Source organism: Nicoletella semolina, assembly GCF_004345745.1.
Classification (GTDB): Bacteria; Pseudomonadota; Gammaproteobacteria; order Enterobacterales; family Pasteurellaceae; genus Nicoletella; species Nicoletella semolina.
The window spans coordinates 232,531-257,346 of record NZ_SLXJ01000002.1 but is presented as its reverse complement, the minus strand read 5'-3'; the positions used below and the strand labels follow the sequence as shown (position 1 = coordinate 257,346).

General features: G+C 38.4%; 24 protein-coding genes. 13 read left to right on the top strand and 11 right to left on the bottom strand.

Translation table 11 applies throughout. The annotated features are described in order from the left end of the window. Positions 1-2: 2 nt before the first annotated feature. From thiL to EV693_RS02620, 7 genes are all read right to left on the bottom strand, one after another. On the bottom strand, positions 3-971 hold the full coding sequence (gene thiL / locus EV693_RS02650; RefSeq protein WP_132500845.1) for a thiamine-phosphate kinase: 969 nt from the start codon (positions 969-971) through the stop codon (positions 3-5). Positions 972-1,024: 53 nt separating this feature from the next. Then, positions 1,025-1,438, bottom strand: coding sequence for a transcription antitermination factor NusB (nusB, locus tag EV693_RS02645; protein WP_132500844.1), 414 nt, complete (start codon positions 1,436-1,438; stop codon positions 1,025-1,027). A gap of 66 nt (positions 1,439-1,504) precedes the next feature. Continuing rightward, entirely contained in the window at positions 1,505-2,800 is a 1,296-nt protein-coding gene (pilQ, locus tag EV693_RS02640; RefSeq protein WP_132500843.1) for a type IV pilus secretin PilQ, read from the bottom strand. Positions 2,801-2,852: 52 nt separating this feature from the next. Next, entirely contained in the window at positions 2,853-3,293 is a 441-nt protein-coding gene (locus EV693_RS02635) for a pilus assembly protein PilP (protein ID WP_132500842.1), read from the bottom strand. Between the two features lie 16 nt (positions 3,294-3,309). Then, positions 3,310-3,828 carry a hypothetical protein gene (locus EV693_RS02630; RefSeq protein WP_132500841.1) on the bottom strand — a complete coding sequence of 173 codons (519 nt, stop codon included), beginning with the start codon at positions 3,826-3,828 and terminating at the stop codon, positions 3,310-3,312. Beyond that, complete coding sequence (locus EV693_RS02625) at positions 3,809-4,345, bottom strand: hypothetical protein (protein ID WP_132500840.1); 537 nt, start codon at positions 4,343-4,345, stop codon at positions 3,809-3,811. Before EV693_RS02625 ends, EV693_RS02630 begins: the two co-directional genes overlap by 20 nt. Further along, complete coding sequence (locus EV693_RS02620) at positions 4,327-5,076, bottom strand: hypothetical protein (RefSeq protein ID WP_132500839.1); 750 nt, start codon at positions 5,074-5,076, stop codon at positions 4,327-4,329. Before EV693_RS02620 ends, EV693_RS02625 begins: the two co-directional genes overlap by 19 nt. A gap of 148 nt (positions 5,077-5,224) precedes the next feature. On the opposite strand from EV693_RS02620, the gene EV693_RS02615 reads away from it, so the two are divergent. The 8 genes from EV693_RS02615 to ispB all read left to right on the top strand — a co-directional run bounded on the left by EV693_RS02615 (position 5,225) and on the right by ispB (position 15,119). Continuing rightward, entirely contained in the window at positions 5,225-7,804 is a 2,580-nt protein-coding gene (locus EV693_RS02615) for a penicillin-binding protein 1A (protein WP_132500838.1), read from the top strand. A gap of 235 nt (positions 7,805-8,039) precedes the next feature. Continuing rightward, complete coding sequence (aroK, locus tag EV693_RS02610; protein ID WP_132500837.1) at positions 8,040-8,561, top strand: shikimate kinase AroK; 522 nt, start codon at positions 8,040-8,042, stop codon at positions 8,559-8,561. A gap of 28 nt (positions 8,562-8,589) precedes the next feature. Continuing rightward, the gene (aroB, locus tag EV693_RS02605) at positions 8,590-9,678 is read left to right on the top strand and encodes a 3-dehydroquinate synthase (protein WP_132500836.1); all 1,089 of its coding nucleotides are present in this window, start codon (positions 8,590-8,592) and stop codon (positions 9,676-9,678) included. Between the two features lie 3 nt (positions 9,679-9,681). Beyond that, positions 9,682-10,506 (top strand): Dam family site-specific DNA-(adenine-N6)-methyltransferase, encoded by an 825-nt coding sequence (locus EV693_RS02600; RefSeq protein WP_132500835.1) that lies wholly within the window; start codon positions 9,682-9,684, stop codon positions 10,504-10,506. A 131-nt stretch (positions 10,507-10,637) separates the two neighbouring features. Beyond that, the gene (locus tag EV693_RS02595; protein WP_132500834.1) at positions 10,638-11,495 is read left to right on the top strand and encodes a phosphoribosylaminoimidazolesuccinocarboxamide synthase; all 858 of its coding nucleotides are present in this window, start codon (positions 10,638-10,640) and stop codon (positions 11,493-11,495) included. 273 nt (positions 11,496-11,768) lie between these two features. Beyond that, on the top strand, positions 11,769-12,572 hold the full coding sequence (locus EV693_RS02590) for a cytochrome C assembly family protein (RefSeq protein ID WP_132500833.1): 804 nt from the start codon (positions 11,769-11,771) through the stop codon (positions 12,570-12,572). Between the two features lie 96 nt (positions 12,573-12,668). Beyond that, a complete protein-coding gene (locus tag EV693_RS02585) occupies positions 12,669-13,940 on the top strand; it encodes an HlyC/CorC family transporter (RefSeq protein ID WP_132500832.1) in 1,272 nt (423 codons plus the stop codon). A 183-nt stretch (positions 13,941-14,123) separates the two neighbouring features. Continuing rightward, on the top strand, positions 14,124-15,119 hold the full coding sequence (gene ispB / locus EV693_RS02580) for an octaprenyl diphosphate synthase (protein ID WP_132500831.1): 996 nt from the start codon (positions 14,124-14,126) through the stop codon (positions 15,117-15,119). Positions 15,120-15,157: 38 nt separating this feature from the next. On the opposite strand, the gene EV693_RS02575 is transcribed toward ispB, so the two are convergent. Next, on the bottom strand, positions 15,158-15,724 hold the full coding sequence (locus EV693_RS02575) for an elongation factor P hydroxylase (protein WP_132500830.1): 567 nt from the start codon (positions 15,722-15,724) through the stop codon (positions 15,158-15,160). Next, positions 15,721-16,296, bottom strand: coding sequence for a nitroreductase family protein (locus EV693_RS02570; RefSeq protein ID WP_132500829.1), 576 nt, complete (start codon positions 16,294-16,296; stop codon positions 15,721-15,723). Before EV693_RS02570 ends, EV693_RS02575 begins: the two co-directional genes overlap by 4 nt. A gap of 110 nt (positions 16,297-16,406) precedes the next feature. Between EV693_RS02570 and sppA the strand changes: the two genes are divergently transcribed. The 5 genes from sppA (at position 16,407) to EV693_RS02545 (ending at position 22,661) form a co-directional block, all read left to right on the top strand. Next, on the top strand, positions 16,407-18,275 hold the full coding sequence (gene sppA, locus EV693_RS02565) for a signal peptide peptidase SppA (protein WP_132500828.1): 1,869 nt from the start codon (positions 16,407-16,409) through the stop codon (positions 18,273-18,275). A 274-nt stretch (positions 18,276-18,549) separates the two neighbouring features. Then, positions 18,550-19,545, top strand: a complete 996-nt coding sequence (locus EV693_RS02560) for a RodZ domain-containing protein (protein ID WP_132500827.1) — start codon at positions 18,550-18,552, stop codon at positions 19,543-19,545. A 43-nt stretch (positions 19,546-19,588) separates the two neighbouring features. Further along, entirely contained in the window at positions 19,589-20,698 is a 1,110-nt protein-coding gene (ispG, locus tag EV693_RS02555) for a flavodoxin-dependent (E)-4-hydroxy-3-methylbut-2-enyl-diphosphate synthase (RefSeq protein WP_132500826.1), read from the top strand. 51 nt (positions 20,699-20,749) lie between these two features. Continuing rightward, positions 20,750-22,030 carry a histidine--tRNA ligase gene (hisS, locus tag EV693_RS02550; RefSeq protein ID WP_132500825.1) on the top strand — a complete coding sequence of 427 codons (1,281 nt, stop codon included), beginning with the start codon at positions 20,750-20,752 and terminating at the stop codon, positions 22,028-22,030. Between the two features lie 10 nt (positions 22,031-22,040). After that, positions 22,041-22,661, top strand: a complete 621-nt coding sequence (locus EV693_RS02545; protein WP_132500824.1) for a YfgM family protein — start codon at positions 22,041-22,043, stop codon at positions 22,659-22,661. A gap of 113 nt (positions 22,662-22,774) precedes the next feature. Here the strand turns inward: EV693_RS02545 and uxuA are convergent, their stop codons facing one another. Further along, positions 22,775-23,959, bottom strand: a complete 1,185-nt coding sequence (gene uxuA / locus EV693_RS02540) for a mannonate dehydratase (RefSeq protein ID WP_132500823.1) — start codon at positions 23,957-23,959, stop codon at positions 22,775-22,777. Positions 23,960-23,989: 30 nt separating this feature from the next. Continuing rightward, positions 23,990-24,745, bottom strand: coding sequence for an FCD domain-containing protein (locus EV693_RS02535; protein ID WP_132500822.1), 756 nt, complete (start codon positions 24,743-24,745; stop codon positions 23,990-23,992). Positions 24,746-24,816: the final 71 nt, after the last annotated feature.

Below are 24,816 nucleotides of genomic sequence, written 5' to 3'. Positions count from 1 at the left end.
TTTTAATTAAAATGATGAAAACCATCTTGAGAAGAAATTGAAACCACTTTTCCTTGCTTAGTTAGCTCAAGCTTACCTGTCTTAGCCGTGATTCGACCAATACAGTGACAAGACACATCAAAATGCTTCACAGCCTGCGAAAATAAAGCCATTTGTTCATCAGAAACGGTAAAGCAGAGTTCATAATCCTCGCCCCCTGTTAAAGCAAATTTTTCAGCTTGTTCCAATGAATAATTTTCCAATAGCTCATCAGACAGTGGCAATTGTTCAAGCCTAATTTCAGCGCCTACCTGACTTTGCTCCAAAATATGCCTTAAATCCGCAAGCAATCCATCGGAAATATCAATTGCACACTGAGAGAATTGAGTTAAGAATTGCCCGAGCTCTACCCTCGGCGTAGGCGATAAATGACGTTTCACTAACCATTGCTGGCTGGCACTCAGTGGCTTCGGAGGCGATTGAAATAGAATATCTAAACCCGCCGCACTCTCGCCTAACGAGCCAGAAACAAAAATCCAGTCGCCTACTTTTGCATTTTTTCGCAATAATCCGACCGCTTGCGGCAATACGCCTTGGGCTGTAATTGTTAAAGATAATTCACCTCTAACGGTATCTCCCCCAATTAATGCCACATTATATTGCGTTAAAATTTCAAATAACGAACGACTAAAAGCCTCAAGCCAAACCGAATCAACTCGAGGTAAAGACAAAGCGAGAGAAATCCAGCGAGGCCTCGCCCCCATGGCAGCCAAATCACTCAAATTTACCGCAACACTTTTATAGGCCAAATCAGCAGGGGAAATATCAGGGAAAAAATGCGTCCCTTGAACAAGCATATCTGTTGTTGTCACAAGGCGTTGATTAGGTTTTAGCAATGTAATCGCACAATCATCGCCAATCCCCAACATAACATCAGAATGCTGTTTTGCATACTGTTTAAAATAAGTACGAATTAGTTCAAATTCACCCATTTTTCACCTCTGTTCTCTATTTTCTTCTGCCTCTTTGCTTTTTCTAAAAGCAATTACTTACGTCCTAACGCTGGAGCAAGTCTATCTAAAATACCATTAATGTATTTATGACTATCGTCAGATCCAAATACCTTTGCGACCTCGATGGCTTCATTAATGGCGACTTTATAAGGCACATCTAGCTCATAGCGTAATTCATAAGCAGATAAACGCAACAATGAACGTTCAATCGGATCAACTTCTGTCTCTGAACGATCAAAATGGGGGCGTAGCAAATCATCAACACTCTCAATGTTCTCAATCGTACCACGCAATAATTTACGAAAATACGGCATATCCACCCCTTTCATATCCTGATCAGCAACAAATACGAGCTCAACTTGCTCAACACTATCTTTTGAAATATACCAAGAGTAAAGTGCTTGTAATGCACATTCACGAGCTCTGCGGCGTGGAGAAATTTTCATAAAACCTCAATTTATCAAAGAACAAAGTTAGTCGAGAATTCTAGCATACACCTATAGTTTTCCATACTATTTTTGTTTCGCCTGTAAGCTTTGTTGGCGAGCTTTTTGCTGATTTTTCTCAGTGGAAACTGGCAAATCAGGCTTAATAATATAAGGCGTTACAAAAATAACTAATTCACGCTTAGAAATTTTATCTCGACTTTGGCTAAATAAATATTTAATCACAGGAATGCTACCCAAAATAGGGACTTTATCTTCTCCTTTTGCAATCAAATGCTGAAATACGCCACCTAATACAATGGTTTCACCGTGTTTTGCTAATACTTGCGTTTTCAACTCCTGCTTATCAATTGTCGTTAATTGATTAATACCATTTTGGTTATTCGGTGCATTTTGTGTTACAAGCAGATCCAATAAAATTTGATTATCCTTTGCAATATGTGGCGTTACTTCTAAACCTAATACCGCCTCTTTAAATTGAATATCACTGATCTCTGATTTTTTATCTAAAAGTGCATAAGGAATTTCTGTACCCTGCTTGATACTGGCTTGCTTTTTATTCGTCGTCAATAGCCTAGGGCTAGCGATAATTTCAACGCTATTTTCCCTTTCAAGTGCAGTTAATTCCAAATCTAAAACACGGCTATTTATTGTCGCAACTTGCAATACCGCAGAAGCCGCTTGGCTAACAGGAAAATTGATGTTTAAATTATTTATCGCACGTCCATTTCCTTCCAAACTGCCTGCAAATCTATGTTGTGATTCTGAAGGTGAAAAAATACCCCATCTTACCCCCAATTCCTGTAAATTTTCACTACTAATTGTTACAATTCTCGCCTCAATCGCAATTTGCTCTGTCGGTCTATCCAAAAGTTTCACTAATTCCGTTATATTTTTAATTGTATATGGCGTATCTCGTATAATTAAGCGATTACTACGGTTATCAAAATGAATATAACCTCCATCAGAAATTACCCCTCCCTGACCTTCTGTCAGCGAATGAATTAGCTCCGAGGCTTTTGCATAATATAAAGGAATCGTTTTTGTAATAAGTTCAGGTTCAAATGCCATCTCTGTTAGATCTTGTTTAATCTTGTGATGGACATAATAGATATTTTTATCTTGCTTAAGCTCTAGACTATGTAATTTAGCAAAAGAATGTAGCATTTCATTAAAATCATTGACCTCTATTCGCATAAATTTTGTTTCAGGTATCTCATCAACAATAATCAGATTTTTCTCAAGCTCATTACTTAAATAAGAAATCACCTCTGCAGTGGGTGCATTACGCAAAACTAAAGCAATCGGTGTTGCATTCACTATATTAGTAAAAATTAACAATAAAACGATAAAATAACGCATACATCTCTCCAATACCTTTTTATTCCCTATCCAATCACATTTTTCTAAAGCACTATAATTTGATCGTTACCGTGTCAGGTGATTGACAATCTTGTGTATTAGCCCAATCAATATAAGTGATTTGTTTTAGATTGATATCTACGATTTGAATAAATGCATTCTCAATATAATCACCTACTTTAAATCCAATTAGTCTATCTTTCATATTAATAAACAATGCTTGAGGTATATGATTAATTTTTGCTACTCCCACTAAACTTAGACTCTCAAAATCATCTTTTATCTGCCTTATGTTCACATTATCAGGTAAATTACAAGCGGTGAGTTTTTTCTGTTTTTCTGCAGGTTCGACAGAATGATTATGACGAATGCTTTCTTGGTTAGTTGTAGTTTGATCAGAAAATTCAATTAATTCTTCTTCATCATAAAATGGAGAAGCATAACTTGTCGATCCCATTACACAGGAAAAGATTAGTAAATAAATAACTCTCATTGAATTTCTCCATAAATTAATCAGCAACCACTAAAATTGCATCTAATTGAACAAGGTGATGATTATTTAATCTTATGATAGTAATCTCTTTAAAAGATAAATTTTCTACCTGATTTAGATCACGAATTAAATTTAAAATTAATTTACTTTTTTGTTGTACATTTATTTGCACCTCTAAATTACGGTTTACGTACCATTGTACCTGCTCAATTTTAGCGTTATTTCTTATAATAATTTCATTAATTGTATGATGTAGATCTGCCACATTCTTATCTTGATCAATATTTTTAACATAATGTTTATTTAATGCCAAAAGTCGCTTCTCTTCTCGTTGAATATCCTGTTCTAACTGATCTAATGCCTGTTGATTTATCACTATATTATGGCTATAAGAAATAGATTGATAAAGTGGGTATGAGATAATAACAAGACACAAAACACCATACACCCCCCACCAATATTTTTGTAAAAAAATAAGAAAAACATACCCTATAGATGAAGGAGAAATATATAGGCTAATTAACCACTTTTTCATCATTAACCTCAATAGTTACACCAAAATCCATTTTATGATTTTGATTACCTTGCAAATAATCAATATGGTATTTTTGCATATTCTTCTTTAGTTGATTTTCTAATAGATGCAGCTGTTGTTGATGAATAAACGAACCCGAAATTTTAATTTTTGTTGCATCTTGATGAAAGAGTAATACAGAACTTACCACGCCTTTAACTGGAAAGTTTTCTAAATAATGAATAAAGAAATCTACACTTGAAAGTGATAGTAGCTGATTATCGCTATTCTGCTTTACATATTTCTGCTGCAATTGCTCAATATTTATTTTATGCTTAGACAATAAATTACGTCTTTCTGCTATTATTTTAGTTTGTTGATGAATCTGTTCGACACGCTCATCGATAATAACTTGTAAGAAAAAAAAGAGCAGAGTAGAAAATAACAACACTAGCCCACCTCCTGATAAATAAAGCGTATTTTTCCTTACCCATTTTCTCTCGTAATAATGAGAAAGATTTATCCCTTGCCATTCCATAAGCACGCTCCTAGTGCTAAAGTGTAAAGATGTGGATCTAAGATGTCTTTTTCAAAAGCATATTTCTCAATTGAAATTAATTCCCCTTTTCGAATACTGGTACAATTAGATAACTTTACCCCATTGTGATTAATCTGAATGATTTTTCCACCAAATTTATAATAACGCTCTTCTGTATTTGAATTGAAATCAAACTCAATATTTTTCCTAAGTAAATAATGAATACCACGAATAAAGCAATAGGCTTCACAATCTAAAACGATCTCACCAATCGTATTCTTTAAACTATCAGCAAATCCCTTTCTTAAAACATACACAATGACTTTTATTACATTATTTTCTTCTAGCTTTTCCATGTAATAATCAAAATAAAGATCTTCAATATTCAATGGTACTTCCTGTTTTAAATATTGAATAATTTGCCGATAATATGTTTCATTTGACTGATTTACTGGAAAAAATAATGTCTTTCGCCAAATATATTCATAAGGTATGCAATGGACTATTGCAATTTTTTCAGTAAAACGCACCGCTTGCGGTCTTATTTTGTTTACTAGTGTGTCAAGATCGTATTTTTTACGCTCTGCTTTTCCTATTTTTTCATACCAAGTTGAATGAAAACCGCTCTCATCTTGACAAACTAGACAGATATACCTGTCATTTTGACTGATTCCTATCTGTATACGCTGCTTTTTTCTACCAAACAGAACTTTTCGACCCAAAAATCTCATTTTCCTCCTCTAATTTTCTCTTCTATCGTAAGACACGCTAGATTAAATCGTTTTTTTATGTTTTTTCGCTTATACTGGGCTATTTTGTGTTTAAGGCTATCTTGACCTTAAATGAACATTTCGTCATTTACATAAAGAGAATTTTTCGATGAAGATCGCAAAAATGATATTTAGCACTTTACTGTCCCTATGTATTTTAGGTGTAATTGCACTCGGATTACTCTATGCCTATCTAAAGACAGATCTCCCAAATGTGGATCAATTAAAAAATATTGAGTTACAACAGCCAATGCAAATTTTCACAGCTGATGGCAAATTAATCGGTGAAGTCGGTGAGCAACGTCGCATTCCTGTGAAATTAAATGATGTGCCGCAAGCTCTCATTGATGCCATTATTGCCACCGAAGATACTCGTTTTTACCAGCATAAAGGGATTGACCCAAAAGGGATCGCACGGGCAATGATTAACTCAATGCGAGGTGATCGAGAAGGAGCAAGCACCATTACCCAGCAGCTTGCTCGAAATTTTTTTCTTTCTCCTGAACGCAAAATTAAACGGAAATTAAAAGAGATGATTCTTGCTGTAGAAATTGAGCAAAATCTCACCAAGCAAGAAATTCTTGAGTTGTATCTGAATAAAATTTACTTAGGCTATCGCTCCTACGGCGTTGCAGCCGCTGCGAAAACCTATTTTGGCAAGAACTTAAATGAACTAACACTTTCAGAAATCGCCATTATTGCGGGACTGCCTAAAGCACCCTCAACAATGAACCCATTGTATTCGATAAAACGTGCTGAAAATCGCCGTAATGTGGTATTACATCGAATGCTCACCGTAGGCAAAATTACGCAAGAGCAGTACGAAAAAGCAAAATCAGAAGCAATCAAAGCTAAATATTACGGCTCTGCTCTTGAATTCCGAGCAGATTATGTTACTGAAATGGTGCGACAAGAGATGGTTAAACGCTATGGCGAAGAGGTGGCTTATACTAAAGGTTTTCAAGTGTATGCCACGGTACTTTCTAGCGATCAACGTGAAGCACAAATTGCCCTTCGTGAAAACTTAATTGATTATGACCGTCGCCACGGTTGGCGAGGGGCAAAAAAGTTATGGGAAGCAAAAGGTACGGCTTGGGACGAAGAAAAAATTATTGACCACTTAAGTAAATTACCCTATTCCGACCCTTTTGTAAGTGCTGCTGTGCTAAATATAAAAAAAGAAAATGCGACTATTCTCTTAGCGAACGGCGATAAAGCTGAGCTTAAACTGACAGAAATGAAATGGGCAAGAAAATTTATTCACGACTCCGCACAAGGAAAAGCACCCACAACCGTAAAAGAAGTGATTGATGTTGGTAACCAAATTTGGGTACGTCAAAATAAAAAAGGCGATTGGGAGTTAGGACAAATTCCTGAAGTAAACTCCGCCCTCGTCTCGCTCAATAGTGATAATGGGGCAATTGAAGCCATTGTGGGCGGTTTTAGTTTTGAGCAAAGTAAATTTAATCGAGCAACACAGTCAATGGTACAAGTTGGATCATCGATAAAGCCTTTTATTTATGCCGCTGCATTGAATAAAGGATTAACCCTTGCCACCACATTAAGTGATACACCAATCACTATTTCTAAATATGGTCAGAAACCTTGGTCGCCAAAAAATTCTCCAAATGTGTACGAGGGTTCTCTAAGATTAAGGGTGGGTTTAGGTAAATCCAAGAATGTTATGATGGTTCGCACAGTACAAATGACTGGTGTTGAATATGTTGCTGATTACTTACAACGCTTTGGTTTTACACGAGATCAATACCAAGCCACTGAAGCTCTTGCATTGGGTGCCGCCTCATTCACACCACTTGAGATGGCAAGAGGTTATGCAGTGTTTGATAACGGAGGCTACCTGATTGAACCCTTTATTATTAATCGCATTTTAGATAGTCAAGGAAACGAGTTATATAAAGCTAACCCAGCTATTGCATGTTTAACCTGCCACGATATTCCCGTGGTTTACGATGAACCAAGTTATTCCGATTTTATTCAAATTGAAGAAGATGACCAAGCAGAGAAAACCACAGATTCTATAACAAACGATGATGATTATCTGCCAGAGTTAGATATTCAAATCACTCAAAAAGAAGATGTCCCAAGTTTAATGTCTGAAGAAGCGTCGTCTAATAGTAATGAAATACGCTATGCACCTCGTGTTATCAGTGGCGAGATTGCTTTTTTAATGCGTAGTGGGCTGAAAACAGCGATTACAGGAGAGCCAAATCAAGATTGGCGTGGTACAAGCTGGCGAGTAGAAAAGGAAATCAAACGAACAGATATTGGCGGAAAAACAGGGACAACAAATAATGCGAAAGTAACTTGGTATGCAGGCTTTGGTGCGAATATCACCACCACGGTTTACGTTGGATTTGATGACAACAAACGAGAATTAGGGCGTGGAGAAGCAGGAGCACAGACAGCGTTGCCTGCGTGGATAAACTATATGAAAACAGCCCTTAAAAATAAACCAATACAAACAGAGGAATTGCCACCGAATATCATCATCGCTCAAATTGATTCAAGTAGTGGCTTACTTGGCAATTCATTAAATGAATATTTCATTAAAGGTACAGAGCCTACTAAGCGATATATTATCGAAAGAGGCTATTTAAATCCATTTCAACCCCCATCTGAACCATCGTCACCAACAAGATCAAACGATGAAATGAGAGAATTATTTTAAATATGCGGTTTTAGGTTGAAAAATGGGGCGATTTATTGAGATAATACCCCCCAATTTTACTTTTGGGCGATTTGTGTATAATTTGTGTATTAGATTGTAATAGGTGTATGATCTCTCATCACTTTTTGTAAAATTTAACGCCAAACAGACCGCTTATATACAAGCGGTCTGTTTTTTCAAAAATTCTACACAAATCAAATCATTAAATTTTAAATAGACTATAGATAGATATAAAATGGCTGAAAAACGTAATATTTTCCTTATTGGTCCTATGGGAGCAGGCAAGAGCACGATTGGTCGTCAGCTTGCACAAATGCTGAATATGGATTTCCTAGATTCCGATACTGTCATTGAAGAGAGAGCAGGTGCCGATATTGATTGGATCTTTGATCTTGAAGGTGAAGAAGGGTTTCGTAAGCGTGAAGAACGCATTATTAATGAACTCACTCAATCACAGGGTTTGGTGCTTTCAACAGGGGGCGGCTCAATTCTTTCAAAAGAAAACCGCAATTTGCTTTCCGCAAGAGGCATTGTGATTTATCTTGAAACCACTATCAATAAACAATTTGAACGAACCCAGCGAGATAGAAAACGTCCATTATTACAAACCGAAGATCCATATCAAACTTTGCAAGAATTAGCCAAAATTCGCAATCCTCTCTATGAAGAAATCGCGGACATCACACTGAAAACAGATGAACAGAGTGCAAAAGTAGTTGCAACGCAGATTATTGATATGATGGATAACCTACAATAACAAAATATTTAGAGATTAAGAGGGTAAAATGTTGCAAGTCGATGTGTGTCTTAAAGAGCGTGGCTATCCCATTTCAATAGGCAGTGGGCTACTTGCCGATCCTCGCAGCTTCCATTCACTGAAAGCTGGGGATAAAGTAATGATTGTATCTAATCCAACCGTAAGCCAATATTACCTAACAACATTGACAAATACCTTGCTCAAATTAGGCTGTCAAGTTGATCACGTCCTTATTCCTGACGGCGAGCAGTACAAAAACCTTGATTCCCTCGATCTCATTTTCACCGCTCTGCTCGAAAAAAATCATAACAGAGATAGTGTACTGATTGCACTTGGTGGCGGTGTGGTTGGCGATGTGGCTGGTTACGCAGCCGCCTCTTACCAGCGAGGCATTCGCTTCATTCAGATTCCTACAACATTACTCGCACAAGTTGATTCCTCTGTGGGCGGCAAAACCGCAGTTAATCACCCACTAGGGAAGAATATGATTGGGGCTTTCTACCAACCAATTGCTGTCATTGTTGATACCAATACGCTTCAAACTCTACCTCAGCGTGAGGTCAGTGCAGGCTTGGCTGAGGTGATCAAATATGGAGCAATTCTTGACTTGGCTTTTTTTGAATGGCTTGAGCAACACATTGATCATTTAGTTCAACTAGACCAAGCAAGTCTAGAGTACTGTATCCAACGCTGCTGCCAATTAAAGGCTGATGTCGTGATGCGTGATGAAACCGAAAAAGGCGATCGAGCATTACTCAATTTGGGGCATACCTTCGGACACGCCATTGAAGCACACCTAGGTTATGGTAATTGGCTACATGGTGAAGCTGTTGCTGTTGGAATGCTAGAAGCAGCAGCTCTTTCACATCTTCTCGGCGATCTCAAAACCAAAGATGTTGCACGTTTAGAAGCTCTCATTGCTAGAGCAAATTTACCTACTGTTTCACCCGATGGAATGCAGCCAGAACAATACTTACCTTATATGTGGCGTGATAAAAAAGTGCTAAATGGCGAATTGCGTCTTGTTCTACTCAAAACGCTTGGCAAGGCTTATGTTAGCTCACAAGCTAGTGAAGTACAGGTGCTGAGTGCGATTCGCTGCATTACACAGCAATAAATTATGACAACTAAACAGCGAGCCTTTTTAAAATGGGCGGGAGGGAAATATCGCCTCACTGATGAAATTAACTGCTATTTACCCCAAAAAGCGTGTTTAGTTGAGCCTTTTGTTGGTGCAGGATCAGTTTTTTTAAATACTGATTTTGACCGCTACCTACTGGCAGATATTAATGCTGATTTAATCCAGCTTTTTAACGTCATCAAAACTGATGTCGATCGCTATATTCAAGCCACCCAGCGGCTTTTCACACACCCCGAAGCCAACAGTGCGAGTTTTTATTATAAACGCCGCCAAGAATTTAACCTCTCTGAGGATATGTTTCAACGATCAGTCTTATTTCTCTATTTAAACCGTTTTGGCTTTAATGGACTTTGCCGTTATAACAGTAAACAGCAGTATAATGTTCCCTTTGGTCAATACCGCACACATTATTTCCCTGAAAAAGAGCTTCGTTTTTTTGCCGAAAAAGCACAACGAGCGACTTTTGTTTGCCTCAATTTCCAACAAACTTTTGATTATATTTTCCAGCAGTCTGATGATTATGTTGTCTACTGCGATCCACCTTATGCACCACTCATACAAGCAACCAATTTTACCCAATATGCTGGTGGAGGATTTAGCTTGTTACAACAGCAACAGCTTGCCAATTATGCCAAGCAAGCCCAACGACACCATATCCCTGTGATCATATCCAATCACGATACACCATTAACTCGTGAGCTTTATCAAGGGGCAACCCTTAAAACATTCCAAGTACAACGCAGTATCGCCCAAAAATCACAGGCTCGTTTAAAAGTAAATGAGTTAATGGCGATCTTTGACTAGTCCCAAGCGGTCAATTTCTCTCATTTTTTTCATCACTATTTTACACAAATTATTTCCACATATTCGCAAACGTTTGCGTAAGTTTGCTATAATCGCAACCAATATTATTTTATTGATTATGGGATTGTCTTATGCAAATTAGTTTAAAAAAAATCTATTCAGGTAAAGTGCGTGATCTTTATGAAATTGACGACAAACGAATGCTAATGGTGGCAACAGATCGACTGTCCGCTTTTGATGTCATCTTAGATGACCCAATCCCTAAGAAAGGCGAAATCTTAACGCAAATATCTCATTTTTGGTTCAATAAATTAGCTCATATTATGCCAAATCATCTCACAGGAGAGTCTGTTTTTGATGTCCTTCCCAAAGCAGAAGCACAAACAATCCAATACCGAGCCGTTGTCTGTAAACGTTTAACCCCAGTAAAAATTGAATCTATCGTGCGTGGCTATTTAACAGGATCTGGGCTGAAAGATTACCAACAAACAGGCACCATTTGCGGTCTAGCACTACCGCAAGGCTTAGTAGAAGCCAGCCAATTGCCCGAGCCTATTTTTACCCCATCAAGTAAGGCTGAAGTGGGCGACCACGATATCAATATTAGCTATGCCGAATGCGAACGCCAAATTGGTGCAACATTGGCTCAACAAGTAAAACAGGCAGCACTTGCCCTTTACAAAGAAGCAGCCGATTACGCACTGACAAAAGGCATCATCATTTGCGATACAAAATTTGAGTTTGGGTTAGATGAAAATGGTGTACTCACACTGATGGACGAAGTATTAACACCTGATTCCAGTCGCTTTTGGTCTGTAAACAGTTATCAAGAAGGTACAAATCCCCCTTCTTTCGATAAACAATTTATCCGTGATTGGCTAGAAAATAGCGGTTGGAACAAACAAGCCCCCGCCCCCAAAATCCCCACTGAGATAATTGAAAAAACCGTTGCCAAATACCAAGAAGCATTGGATTTACTCACGCAATAACGTCCCCGATTCACTCCTGACAGAAAACCACCCATTTTTAGGTGGTTTTTTATTAAGAAGCTTTAGCAACATAAAAAAACTTATGCTCCAAGTCGTAAGTTTCCTAGAAATAAGCGAATAAATAAGCAAATTTTTGTAAAAAATAACATAATAAATTAGCCCAAATTATAAATTCAGTGAAAATTGTGTGGAGTGCGTGATTTTTCATAGAAAAAAATATCTAAAACTGCTAATTTATGTGCATTGCAAATTATTCTTAAATAAGAGAACTTTATGCTATTCGCTGTGTTGGCCATTATTGCTTATTTAGCTGCACTACATTTGGGAGCGTTATTGTGGATTAATCCTGTTCGCTATTCTCAAAAGCAACGTAATTTTCAGGGTAATATCAATCTAAATATTGTCGTTATCGTGGGGCTCATAGCTTGTGCTTTGCATTTGGTGAATATTTCTCATCTTATTTTTTTACAATCTGGACAAAATTTTACGCTTGCCAATGTGGCGTCGATGATGGCATTGAGTATGAGTTTGCTTGTTACAATTGCGTTGCCTAGATGGAAAACAATTTGGTTTCCATTATCGATTATTTATATTTTAAGTATGGTCAATATTGCGGTATCCAGTTTTGTCTCAGGAGCAGTAATAAAACAGTTGTCAGAAAATGCAGGCTTATTATTTCATCTTGCGATTGCTATTTTCTCTTATGCGTTATTTTTCATTGCCTTGTTGTATGCGTTGCAACTTAATTGGTTGAATTATAAGTTGAAAACTAAGCAGTTGATGTTTTCACCTCTTTTGCCTCCGCTTATGACAGTCGAGCGTCATTTTTTCTATCTCACTTTAATGGCACAAGGATTATTAACGCTTGTGTTGATAACGGGTATGATCTATCTGCACGATTTTTTTGCCTCTGAGCATATCCATAAGGCGGTATTTTCATTTGTCGCATGGGTTGTGTACGGTATTTTATTATTAGGGCTATGGAAACTACATTGGCGTGGAAAACGAGTGCTTATTTATTCGATTTCAGGTATGATGCTGCTTACGGTTGCCTATTTTGGTAGTCGAATGGTGTGATTACACCATAAGGAGAGCGGTCAGATATGGTGATAATTTTGCAAAATTTTATGCAAAATTGACCGCTTGATGATTAATTTGTATAGGAATTTGACTTTGGAAAGTATCCCCCTGAGTAGCTTATTTATTGCACTTGTTTTTCTTCTTATTCTCTCCGCATTTTTCTCTAGCTCTGAAACTGGGCTGATATCTCTTAATCGCTATCGAATGCGTCATCTCGCAGAAAAAGGTCATCGTGGTGCACAGCTTGCCGAAAAACTTCTCACTCGGACTGATGTATTGCTTAGCTTTATTTTGATTTGTAATAATCTTGTCAATATTATGGCATCAGCAATTGCAACAATGATTGGTATGCAACTGTCTGGCGAGGCGGGTATTGCGATTGCAACAGGATTATTGACGCTTGTAATGTTAGTGTTTTCTGAAATTTTGCCGAAGACGATTGCTGCAATTTACCCAGAAAAGATTAGCTTTTTGTTTAGCTATGTTCTTACGCCATTGATTAAAATTTTTATGCCTGTGGTCTTTTTGATGAACCTCATCATCAGTGGTTTGATGAAATTATTACGCATTCGTCCTTCAGAAAAAATGGGATTAAACAGTGATGAACTGCGTAGTGTGGTACTTGAAGCAGGCAAATTTATTCCAAATTCCCACCAAGAAATGCTAGTTTCTATTTTGGATATGGAAAAAGTCACCGTTGATGACATTATGGTACCTCGCAATGATATTGGTGGTATTGATATTAATGATGATTGGAAAGCGATTATGCGTCAGCTCACAGGAGCAGCTCACGCAAGAGTGGTGATCTATAAAGAGAATATGGATAAAAATATTCTTGGTATGTTGCGTGTGCGTGAGGCATTTCGTTTGATGTTAGAACGAAATGAGTTTACCAAAGAGATGTTGGTACGCGCCGTTGATGCCCCTTATTTCATTCCAGAATCGACTCCTTTAACTACCCAATTAATGAATTTTAAAACAAATAAAGAACGTATTGGTTTGGTAGTTGATGAGTATGGTGATATTAAAGGGTTAATTACACTGGAAGATATTTTAGAAGAGATTGTTGGAGAGTTTACGACTTCTTCCGCTCCAACCCTTGATGAAGAAGTGAAACCGCAATCTGATGGTTCGGTGTTGATTGAGGGATCAGCGAACTTACGAAATCTTAATAAGTTATTTGATTGGAATTTGCCTGTTGATGAAGTGCGTACATTTAATGGACTTATTTTAGAGCATCTTGAGAAAATTCCCGATGAAGATACGCAATTTAAGCTCTTTGATTTAAATATTACGGTACTTGAGGTATCTGAAAATATGGTCAAACTCGCAAAAGTTGAGCCGCCTCAGTCTGGGGAAAGCTAAATCTTGAACATCTAAGTTTAAAGTAAGATTGAACAAATGAGGGAAGTGTGATGCTTGCCTCATTTTTTATGGATAAATTTTGCAAAATTCTAAATAGAATAGACCGCTTGGAGCATTCTTCTTTTGAAGCGAACGGCACATTCAGGTAGAATTCAATCTTATTTTTAACTTTAAGATATTCTGATGACTACGCAATATTCTATGGAACAAATTTCCGCTTTAGTTAAGGCGGAGATGAAACTCGTTGATCAAGCTATTCTCTCGCAATTGAATTCCGATGTAGTGCTGATTAATCAATTGGGGCATTATATTATTAGCGGTGGTGGAAAACGCATTCGCCCACTGATTGCGATACTGGCGGCAAAAGCATTAGGTTATCAAGGAAGTGAGCATATTACTTGTGCAACTTTTGTGGAGTTTATTCACACTGCAACTCTACTGCACGATGATGTGGTTGATGAATCTGAAATGCGTAGAGGTAAAGAAACGGCTAATGCATTGTTTGGTAACGCTGCAAGTGTACTGGTAGGGGATTTTATCTATACTCGGGCATTTCAGTTGATGACAAGCCTTGATAATCTGCCAATATTAAAAGTGATGTCTGATGCAACAAATGTGATTGCAGAAGGTGAAGTGCAACAATTGATGAATTGTAATGACCCAAACACGACTGAAGTAAGCTATATGCAGGTTATCTATAGCAAAACTGCACGCCTTTTTGAAGCCGCCACTCAATGTGCTGCCCTAGTCGCTAATGCAAATACAACAATAGTGAATGCACTGCGTGATTATGGACGCTATCTCGGTACAGCCTTCCAGCTTATTGATGATATTTTAGATTATTCAGCGAATGCACAAGCATTAGGCAAAAACATAGGCGATGATTTTGTTGAGGGAAAACCGACCTTGCCTCTACTTCACTTGATGACATCAGCAATGCAAGCCAATAAACAAGAGCAGGCTAATTTTATTCGCCAAGCCATAGAGCAAGGAGGCAAGCGTGAAGAGATGGAAAAGGTGCTTGAAATGATGGTTGAGCATCAATCTCTTGATTATACAATGCAAAAAGCGAAACAAGAGGCTCAAAAAGCAGTAGATTGTCTAGCGGTTCTACCTCACTCCGACTATAAACAAGCTCTCATTTCCTTGGCCTATTTGTCCGTAGATCGTCATTATTAATGGTTTTATTGAATGCTCATTTTATAATCATTCTGTGCTTAAATTCGGTGTATATCAAATTTTTCTAATTCGATTTTATTAGATGTGTGGTAAAACTCAGCTAATGCTTGACGAAGAATTTCCGCACGTTTAGGTAATCCGTGTTCAGCATAGTGTCTAACCTGCTGATAGACAGCTTGCTTAAATGCGGAATTATCGCCTACGTTCCCTGTCAAATTATCTGCACTAGTAAAATAGCGGAAATTCGCTGCCATTGCTAAGATCCACTCAATGGCTTGTGGCTTAACCTCTACCTGTTCAAACTCACGCTGACGCTCTGCTGAACGTCCGTCAGGCTCATACCAATAACCAAAATCTTCTAGCTCTCTGCGTGCCTTACCTGCTACAAGCCAGTGAGCAATTTCGTGTAATGCACTGCTGTAAAAACCGTGTGCAAATAAAATGACGTGATAAGGACGCTCACATTTTATGCCGCCTTCAAGGCTGAATGCAGGCAAGTAAATAGGGTAATCGCCGCCACGCTCTAAACGTGTATTGTAGTTGTCAAAAAAACAGCGATTAAAAATAGTAATTAGATCTTGATAATGGTGGTTATCTTGATTCATGGTTGGCTTCCATTCAAATAATAGACAAAATTTTCAATCTCTTCAGGCTGGCTCGCTAAGCTAATTTGAGTGCTATCACAAGGCGAGCCAATCATTAATAAAGCGATAATTTGCTCATCATCTTCACATTGAAACGCATGGCGTAACGCACTGCCTTTGATCCATTGATTGCTTATCCAACAGGTTTCAAATCCCTGTGCATTCGCTGCCAGCTGAAGTGCATAAGTTGCACACCCTGCACTGATCATTTGCTCCCAAGCGGGTACTTTTGGGATATTTTCTGCAATTTTAGCCACTACGCCAATCATCATTGGCGATCGCTGACATAGATTTTCCGCTTTTTGTCGAGCTTCCTTGCCCATTTCAAATTCGTTGGCACTTGCCTTTAGTAGCTCTTCAAGTGAACCCATCGCTTGCTTTTCAATGACAACAAAACGATAAGGTTTTAAACGCCCATGATCAGGGACTCTAAGTGCGGATTGGAACATTATTTTAAGCTGCTCTGCGTTGGGGGCGATCTCACCAAATTTTTTACTTGATCGACGGTATGGCAGAAGTGATAACACATCCATAAAAAAATTCCTCACACTAAAAAAGGTGGGGAAGGATAGCATATTTTGTTAAATTATTCGTGATTTTGTGGTAGTTTATCACGCAATTTTTAGCTTTGTAAGGAGAAGCAATGTCAGCTTTATTTAAAGGAATTTATCGAATTTATCGCTGTATTCGTGAATGTGTCATTAACCTATTTTTTATTTTGTTTGTGCTGTTCTGTTTATCATTATTAAGTTTTCTACAAACGAGCAAACCACAAAAAAATACCTTTGATCCTAATTTCAGAGGGGCGTTAACACTTAATTTAGATGGCTATTTGGCAGATAACCACGATCAATTTGCCGATTTTAGCCGCTTTGTGCAAAGTGAGCTTAATGGCACTCGCCAAGTCCCCCTGAAAATCTCTACTTTTGATGTGGTGCGCGCAATTCATCACGCTAAAACAAATGATCAAATCACAGGATTAGTGCTAGATCTAAAATATTTTGAAGGGGGCGATTTTCCTTCTTTGGAGTTCATTGGTAAAGAAATTCAATATTTCAAGGAAACAGGAAAACCTGTCATTGCGATCGGTGAATATTACAGCCAAGCACAATACTATCTGGCAAGTTTTGCTGATAAAATTTATCTGAACAAGGCAGGCTTTGTTGATCTACACGGTTTAAGCTACTCTAATCTATATTTCAAAACATTGTTTGAGAAAATTGAAGCCATTCCGCATATTTTCCGTGTCGGTACTTACAAATCAGCAGTAGAACCATTTATCCGTGATGATATGTCGCCTGAAGCACGCCAAAATGCACAATTGTGGCTCAATACGCTATGGGGAAATATCACCCAAACCATCGCCGACAATCGTCAAATTACACCAGAGCGAGTACTTCCAAACATATCGCAGTATATTGATGAATATAAACAAGCCAAAGGTGATGATGGAGAATACGCCTTGGCTCGAAAATTGGTTACAGACTTAGCCACCAATGAACAAATCCATCAAGCTCTGCTCGCTCAATTTGGGAAAAGCCACCAGGGCGAATACAATCATATCTCCTTTTTTGAATATTTAGAAAATTTACCAAGTCGATTTTATCGCAACGCCTCGAACAAGATTGCGGTCATCAACGTAGAAGGAGAGATTGTGTTAGGCGAAAGTAGTGAAGATACGGCAGGTAGCGATACCATCGTGCATTTACTACGCCGAGCAAACCAAGATGAAAGAGTAAAAGGGGTAATTTTACGCATTAATAGCCCTGGTGGAAGTGCGATTGCCTCTGAATTTATTCGCCAAGAGGTGGAAAACTTGCAAAAAGCAGGAAAACCCGTAGTCGCCTCTATGGGCGGAATGGCTGCATCAGGCGGCTACTGGATTGCAGCAACGGCAAATAAAATTATTGCCAGCCGTAGCACATTGACAGGCTCAATTGGGATTTTTGGTTTAGCCGTCAGTTTTGAAAAAACCGCTAAAGGGATTGGCGTCAATCAAGATGGGATCTCAACTTCAAAATTAGCCCCTCTCTCTTTACTTAAAACCTTACCGAAAGAGCAAGGTGTGCTAATTCAAATCAGCATTGAAAATGGCTACGATCGTTTTTTAGAATTAGTCAGCCGTGGTCGGAAAATGGATAAAGCTGCAGTAGATAAGATTGCACAAGGTCAAGTTTGGCTTGGAGAAATGGCGTTAAAAAATGGTCTAGTAGATAAATTAGGGGATTTTAATGACGCTTACGAGATGCTCGTTGAGCTGCTTCAAGCTGAACAGCCTCAAAATGCCTCAAACTATCAAGTGCAGTGGTTTATTGAAGAAGATGAGAGTGTGTTTGGACAAATTATGCGTGATTTGAAATTGCAATTCAAAGCCCCTACCTTACAAGCACTCGTTAGCGAATGGACTGGATTATCTTTAAGTCAAGCTAATAAGCCAGCCAATTTGCTTTCACGCTTTAATGATCCAAAACAGACTTATCTTTACTGCCTAAATTGCGGCACAATTAAGTAAGCTATGATTTTTCGCCCTCTACAGCCACTAATGCTTTTTCCGTGAACGAGGGCGTGAAGGAGAAAATAGATCTCTCCCTACCTCGCCGTAGGGGAAGATTGAAGATAAAAGGAAATGTTTTGCAAAAATCAACCGCTATGCTGACAAAATTCAAACATATTGAGGAATTTTGGGATAATTTATGTTTCTCTTTTATTATTCAATGATTGCAAAAGCTGTTAGACCTCTTTAAACTTTGCTCCACCCTTTTATTAAATATTTAGAGCGAACCAAAATGCTTCAAGAAACAGACAATACACCTCTCACAGACACCTTATCACTCGGACAGCAATTTAAACAAGCTCGTGAAGTACTTAATTTGTCTGTTGAAGAAGTGGCTGAAAAGACATTGCTAAAAAAAAGCCACATTGAATCATTTGAAAATGATATTTTTATTTTAAAGCGTGTCCCACCCGCTTTTGTGAAAGGTTATGTTCGCAACTATCTTCGTTTTTTACGTCTGCCTGAAGAATGGATACATTCTGTGCAATATGGCGAGGTTATAGTTCCCAAAAAAGCGAAACCAATCACGCCAATTAAAATCAGCAATGTCCGTTCTCAAACACGTTGGTTAAAATGGTTAAGTAGTTTAGTGCTACTTGTTGCACTGGGCATGACCTTAACTTGGTGGTGGCAAGAGTACCAAAAAGATCAACAAAGCCGTGATCAGCTCGTACGAACCCAAGAATATAATATGGTAGATCTTGATAATAGCGTAAATATTCTAGACTCCAATATCTTGGTGAATAACTCAAATGGTGATTCATCGGTCAATAACACGATAGATAGCGATACCGCTGCTCCATCAGCTAACACCAATGAAGTATCGCCTGTTGCTCCCTCCTTATCTGTACCACTAGATGCCTCGCAAAATGTGCAAGAGGAAAAAACTCCGCAAACAGAGACAAGTAGATCTGAGGATATTCCACAACAATCAACCACGGCTGAACCAACAATGGATACCGTTGATACTCAAAAAGCGGTAATCACTGATGAATTACGCATTGAAATTACACAAGGGCAAAGCTGGATTTCAGTTAAAGATACCAAGAATAAACGCCTAGCTGAAAAATTATACAATGCGGGGGACGTGCTTAGTTTTAATGATTATGAGCAATATCAGCTAATCATTGGTGCCCCTATTAATGTAAGAATTTATTACCAAGGGCAAGATGTACCATTACAAATTGATGGACGTGTAGCCCGATTCAAATTACCGTTGGCTAAATAACCTTCCAGCACAACATTGACAAAAAATAAAGACAAAAAACATAATGTTACACCAATCACCCATTAAGCGTCGTGAATCGACCAAAATTTATGTAGGAAATGTGCCTATAGGGGGAGATGCTCCTATTGCGGTACAGTCTATGACCAATACTCGTACAACTGATGTCGATGCAACAGTTGCTCAAATTAAGGCATTAGAGCGAGTTGGAGCAGATATCGTACGAGTTTCTGTGCCAACAATGGACGCTGCCGAAGCATTCAAATTGATCAAGCAGCAGGTAAATGTGCCGCTTGTGGCAGATATTCATTTCGATTACCGCATCGCCCTTAAGGTCGCAGAATATGGCGTAGATTGCCTACGGATTAACCCTGGTAATATTGGCAAAGAGGAGCGTATTCGTGCCGTGGTAGATTGTGCTAGAGACAAAAATATCCCGATTCGGATTGGTGTCAATGCAGGCTCACTAGAAAAAGATATTCAAGAAAAGTTTGGCGAACCGACGCCAGAAGCGTTGTTAGAATCCGCTCTGCGACACGTTGAAATTTTGGATAGACTTAACTTTGATCAATTTAAAGTCAGTGTAAAAGCCTCTGATGTATTTTTAGCGGTCGAATCTTACCGCTTACTTGCAAAGGCAATTAAACAACCTATTCATTTAGGCATCACCGAAGCTGGCGGAGCAAGAGCAGGTTCAGTCAAATCTGCAATAGGCTTAGGGCTACTGCTTTCAGAAGGCATTGGCGATACGCTACGAGTTTCGCTTGCCGCTGATCCTGTTGAGGAAATTAAAGTTGGCTTTGATATTCTCAAATCCTTGCGTATTCGTTCACGAGGCATTAATTTCATTGCTTGCCCAACTTGCTCACGTCAAGAATTTGATGTTATCGGCACAGTGAACGCACTGGAACAACGCCTTGAAGATATCATTACCCCAATGGACGTATCAATTATTGGTTGCGTGGTAAATGGTCCTGGAGAAGCTTTAGTCTCTGATCTTGGCGTAACAGGTAGTAACAAAATGAGCGGTTACTATCTTGATGGTGTTCGTCAAAAAGAGCGATTTGATAATGAAAAGCTGATCGACCAATTAGAGGCGAAAATCAGAGCAAAAGTAGCCACACAACATAACCGTATTGCAATTGAGCAAATTTAATTTTGCAAGCGGTCAAATCTCATCATAATTTTGCAATATTAGGAAAATAACGTGTCAAAAACAATTCAAGCAATCCGTGGAATGAATGATTGCTCCCCAACAGAAACACTTTTATGGCAATGGGTCGAGACCCAAATTCGTCAAACATTTGCCAGCTACGGCTATGCTGAAATTCGTAGCCCAATCCTTGAAGCTACCGCACTGTTTGAACGTGGTGTTGGCGAGGCAACAGATATCGTTGAAAAAGAAATGTTTACCTTTGTGCGTGATGAGGAAAGCCTCACAATGCGTCCAGAGGGTACAGCTGGCTGTGTACGAGCGGCAATTCAAAATGGTTGGATTTACAACCAAGAGCAACGCTTATGGTATATTGGTCCAATGTTTCGTTATGAACGCCCGCAAAAAGGACGCTACCGCCAATTTCACCAAGCAGGTGTAGAAATTTTTGGTATTGCAAATCCTGAAGCTGATGCTGAATTAATTTTACTGACTGCACGTTTATGGGAAAAATTAGGCATTCGCCAACACGTTAAATTGCAACTCAATTCAATTGGCGGATTAGAAGTGCGTACACAATACCGCCAAGCGTTGGTTGCATTTTTACAAAATCATTTAGACGTACTTAAACAAGATCCTGATAGCGAACGCCGTTTAACCACTAACCCGCTGCGGATTTTAGATACCAAAAACCAAGCTCTACAAAACGTATTAAATCACGCACCAAAATTACACGATTTTCTTGATCCTGAATCCAAAGCACATTTTGAAAAATTATGCCAAATCCTCGATCAGATGGGGATTGAGTATGAGATAAACCAAAAATTGGTGCGTGGACTGGATTACTATAACAAAACCGTCTTTGAATGGGTAACAACGGCACTGGGTGCTCAAGGCACAGTGTGTGGCGGTGGGCGTTATGATGGCTTAGTTGCCCAATTAGGCGGACACGCCAGTGAAGGGGTAGGATTTGCAATGGGCTTGGAGCGGTTAATATTGCTCGTCCAAGAAGTTAATCCAAATGTTACTCTACCACGCCCAGTGGATATCTATATTGTCTATTCTGGCGAAGGAACGACCGAGGCTGCTTTTCAGTTAAGCGAAACACTACGAAACGCACTACCGCAGCAACGCATTATGTTACATTGCAGTGGCGGAAACTTCAAAAAACAGTTTAAACGTGCAGATAAATCAGGTGCTAAGCTGGCGTTAGTGCTAGGTGAAAGCGAAGTAGAAAACCAAACCGTAGTAGTCAAAGATTTATTTGGCGAGGCAGAACAAATAACAATCCCCCAATCTGAATTGATTAACGAACTACAATCCCGTCTTGCATAAGGAAATAAAAATGAACGAATATTTAAACAAAACCGAAGAACAGCAATTTGAAGAAGCTAAAAATTGGTTTAAACAAAATGGCGTACCGATTTTAGTGGCTATTTTATTGGCGGCTAGTGCAGTATTCGGTTGGAATTACTGGCAGAATCGCCAATTACAAACAGCACAACAGACTTCAGCAAAATATCAGCAAACGATGGAATACTATTTGCAAAATCCAAACGAAAACGCACCACTTATTGAGAAATTTGTTGCTGAAAATGCACACTCGACTTATTCCGTATTTGCTCTGCTAGAACAAGCAAAACAGTTCGCTGTTCAAGATAATTTCACAGCGAGTAAGATAGCACTGCAAAATGCCTTAGCCCTAACAAATGACAATGTTTTACAAGACGTCATTCGTTTTCGTTTAGCAAATATTCATTATCAACTCACTGAATTTGACTCAGCTATGGAAACGTTATCCCAAATACAAAGTAAAGCTTGGGATTTACAAAAACAGGTACTCACAGGCGATATTTTATCTGCAAAAGGTGATAAAACAGCCGCAAGACGTGCCTACGAACAAGCAAAAACACACGCTACCGCACAAGACGCCCTCTTAATTGAACTAAAATTAAATAATCTCTAACTTGATTAACGCTATTCAAAAATAGATTTCAACAACTACTAACCTGCATTTTAAAATTTAATGCAGGTTTTTTTATCGATAAGCTGGTCTAATCCCACTTCAAAGGGGAGAAATTATTTCTCAAAATAGACTTTTTTCAATGCAAGTTCTAAACCTCGGAATTCTGCTAAGCCTCGTAGGCGTCCAATAGCGGAATACCCTGGGTTGGTTTTTTTATGTAGATCATCTAACATTTGATGACCGTGGTCTGGACGCATTGGGATTAAGCGAGAATCACCATTCGCTTTACGACGATATTCTTCATTTAATAGGGCTTTAACAACACCGAACATATCCACATCTCCCGCAAGGTGATCAGCTTCGTAGAAACTTAACGGATTTTCTTCTCGTTGGGTTGCACGCAGATGTGCAAAATAAATACGGTCTGCAAAACGTGTTGTCATTTCGATAAGATCATTGTCAGAGCGAACACCATAAGAACCAGTGCACATTGTGAAGCCATTTGCGGGTAACGGTTGAGTATCTACATACCACTGCATATCTTCAATTGTGGAGACAATACGAGGTAATCCTAAAATTGGACGAGGCGGATCATCAGGGTGTACTGCCATTTTTATTCCAACCTCTTGAGCAACAGGAATGATTTCATTTAGAAAATAAGCTAAGTGGGTGCGGAAAATCTCTGGTGTAATTCCATTGTAACGATCAAGTTGCATTTGAAATGCTTCTAGAGTGTAACCTTCTTCTGCCCCTGGTAAGCCTGCAATGATATTACTTGTCAATGTAGCAATATTGCTCTCTGTCATATTTTCAAAATAGCGTTTTGCCTGTCTACGTTCTGATTCAGTATAGCTATTTTCTGCATTGGGGCGTTTTAGGATATATAATTCAAAGGCAGCAAAAGCAATATAATCAAATCGAAGAGCTTTTGAGCCGTCTGAAACTTCGTAGGCAAGGTCGGTGCGAGTCCAATCTAATACAGGCATAAAGTTGTAACATACTGTATCAATGCCACATAAAGCAAGGTTACGGATCGTTTGTTTATAATTATCAATCCAGACTTGATAATTGCCTGTTTGAGTTTTTATTTCTTCGTGAACAGGCACACTTTCAACAACAGACCAAACAAGTCCTGCTGTCTCAATCATTTCCTTACGTTTTTTAATTTCCTCAACTGTCCAAACTTGTCCATTTGAAATGTGATGTAAAGCACTCACAATTCCCGTTGCACCTGCTTGACGAACATCTGAAAGTGAAACTGGATCGTCAGGACCATACCAACGCCACGTTTGTTCCATAGGAAACTCCTTAATCTTTTTTACTGTAATTTAAAGACCAACTGCAACAGGATTAACATTAAATAAAAAACCATCAAAATCAGGATCTTCTACGTCGGATAATTCGAAGAGTTTTCGTTTAACATTTTCCAAATGTTGCCACATTGCTTTTTTTGCTAACGCTGGATCTTTACGCTGAATGCTATTTAAAATATTTTCGTGATCTTTTAACCATTGTTGGCGATATTTTTGATCAGAAATATGTGTATGTAGTCCTTTCCACATTGAATTTGTTCGATATTTCCATAACTCTTTTTGCATTTTTATTAGCACTTCATTTTGTGTCATTTCGGCTATCGCACTATGGAATTCTTCATCGGCAGAATAATCCTCGTCATTTTTTTCTAGCGTAATACGCTCTTGATTTAAAATTTCCTTTAATCTTAATACATCATTTCTATTCGCTTGAATGGCGGCAAATTCGGCAATGCTACTTTCTAATAGCTGTCGAGCTTGTAGTAGTTCAAATGGACCAACATCTTCATATTCATAAATCGCATCATTTTGTGCTTCAAACAGCGGTTGGCGAATAACATAAACGCCAGATCCTTTACGAACTGAAACAAGATTTTCCAGTTCCAACATAATAATTGCTTCACGAATAACTGTTCGGCTGACATTTAATTTTTCTGCGAGATCTCGTTCAGGAGGAAGCCGATCTCCCACTTGGTAAACTCCATCAATTAATTCTTGTTTCAAAATAGAACCAATTTTTTTATATGAACGTAAATCTGCATTTTTTGTCATTTTTTAACTCTCTTGAAGAATATTATTTGATGAAAATAGTTCATCTTTTATGAAGGTAGTGCTGTTCATAA

Excerpts from the sequence above, each read along its gene's own strand:
- EV693_RS02535 (WP_132500822.1), bottom strand. The coding sequence starts at position 24,745 with ATGACAAAAAATGCAGATTTACGTTCATATAAAAAAATTGGTTCTATT.
- EV693_RS02600 (WP_132500835.1), top strand. The coding sequence starts at position 9,682 with ATGACAACTAAACAGCGAGCCTTTTTAAAATGGGCGGGAGGGAAATAT.
- EV693_RS02625 (WP_132500840.1), bottom strand. The coding sequence starts at position 4,345 with ATGGAATGGCAAGGGATAAATCTTTCTCATTATTACGAGAGAAAATGG.
- EV693_RS02545 (WP_132500824.1), top strand. The coding sequence starts at position 22,041 with ATGAACGAATATTTAAACAAAACCGAAGAACAGCAATTTGAAGAAGCT.
- EV693_RS02590 (WP_132500833.1), top strand. The coding sequence starts at position 11,769 with ATGCTATTCGCTGTGTTGGCCATTATTGCTTATTTAGCTGCACTACAT.
- EV693_RS02635 (WP_132500842.1), bottom strand. The coding sequence starts at position 3,293 with ATGAGAGTTATTTATTTACTAATCTTTTCCTGTGTAATGGGATCGACA.
- EV693_RS02620 (WP_132500839.1), bottom strand. The coding sequence starts at position 5,076 with ATGAGATTTTTGGGTCGAAAAGTTCTGTTTGGTAGAAAAAAGCAGCGT.
- EV693_RS02560 (WP_132500827.1), top strand. The coding sequence starts at position 18,550 with ATGCTTCAAGAAACAGACAATACACCTCTCACAGACACCTTATCACTC.
- ispG (WP_132500826.1), top strand. The coding sequence starts at position 19,589 with ATGTTACACCAATCACCCATTAAGCGTCGTGAATCGACCAAAATTTAT.
- aroB (WP_132500836.1), top strand. The coding sequence starts at position 8,590 with ATGTTGCAAGTCGATGTGTGTCTTAAAGAGCGTGGCTATCCCATTTCA.
- uxuA (WP_132500823.1), bottom strand. The coding sequence starts at position 23,959 with ATGGAACAAACGTGGCGTTGGTATGGTCCTGACGATCCAGTTTCACTT.
- sppA (WP_132500828.1), top strand. The coding sequence starts at position 16,407 with ATGTCAGCTTTATTTAAAGGAATTTATCGAATTTATCGCTGTATTCGT.
- EV693_RS02570 (WP_132500829.1), bottom strand. The coding sequence starts at position 16,296 with ATGGATGTGTTATCACTTCTGCCATACCGTCGATCAAGTAAAAAATTT.
- EV693_RS02630 (WP_132500841.1), bottom strand. The coding sequence starts at position 3,828 with ATGAAAAAGTGGTTAATTAGCCTATATATTTCTCCTTCATCTATAGGG.
- EV693_RS02595 (WP_132500834.1), top strand. The coding sequence starts at position 10,638 with ATGCAAATTAGTTTAAAAAAAATCTATTCAGGTAAAGTGCGTGATCTT.
- thiL (WP_132500845.1), bottom strand. The coding sequence starts at position 971 with ATGGGTGAATTTGAACTAATTCGTACTTATTTTAAACAGTATGCAAAA.
- pilQ (WP_132500843.1), bottom strand. The coding sequence starts at position 2,800 with ATGCGTTATTTTATCGTTTTATTGTTAATTTTTACTAATATAGTGAAT.
- ispB (WP_132500831.1), top strand. The coding sequence starts at position 14,124 with ATGACTACGCAATATTCTATGGAACAAATTTCCGCTTTAGTTAAGGCG.
- nusB (WP_132500844.1), bottom strand. The coding sequence starts at position 1,438 with ATGAAAATTTCTCCACGCCGCAGAGCTCGTGAATGTGCATTACAAGCA.
- EV693_RS02615 (WP_132500838.1), top strand. The coding sequence starts at position 5,225 with ATGAAGATCGCAAAAATGATATTTAGCACTTTACTGTCCCTATGTATT.
- EV693_RS02575 (WP_132500830.1), bottom strand. The coding sequence starts at position 15,724 with ATGAATCAAGATAACCACCATTATCAAGATCTAATTACTATTTTTAAT.
- aroK (WP_132500837.1), top strand. The coding sequence starts at position 8,040 with ATGGCTGAAAAACGTAATATTTTCCTTATTGGTCCTATGGGAGCAGGC.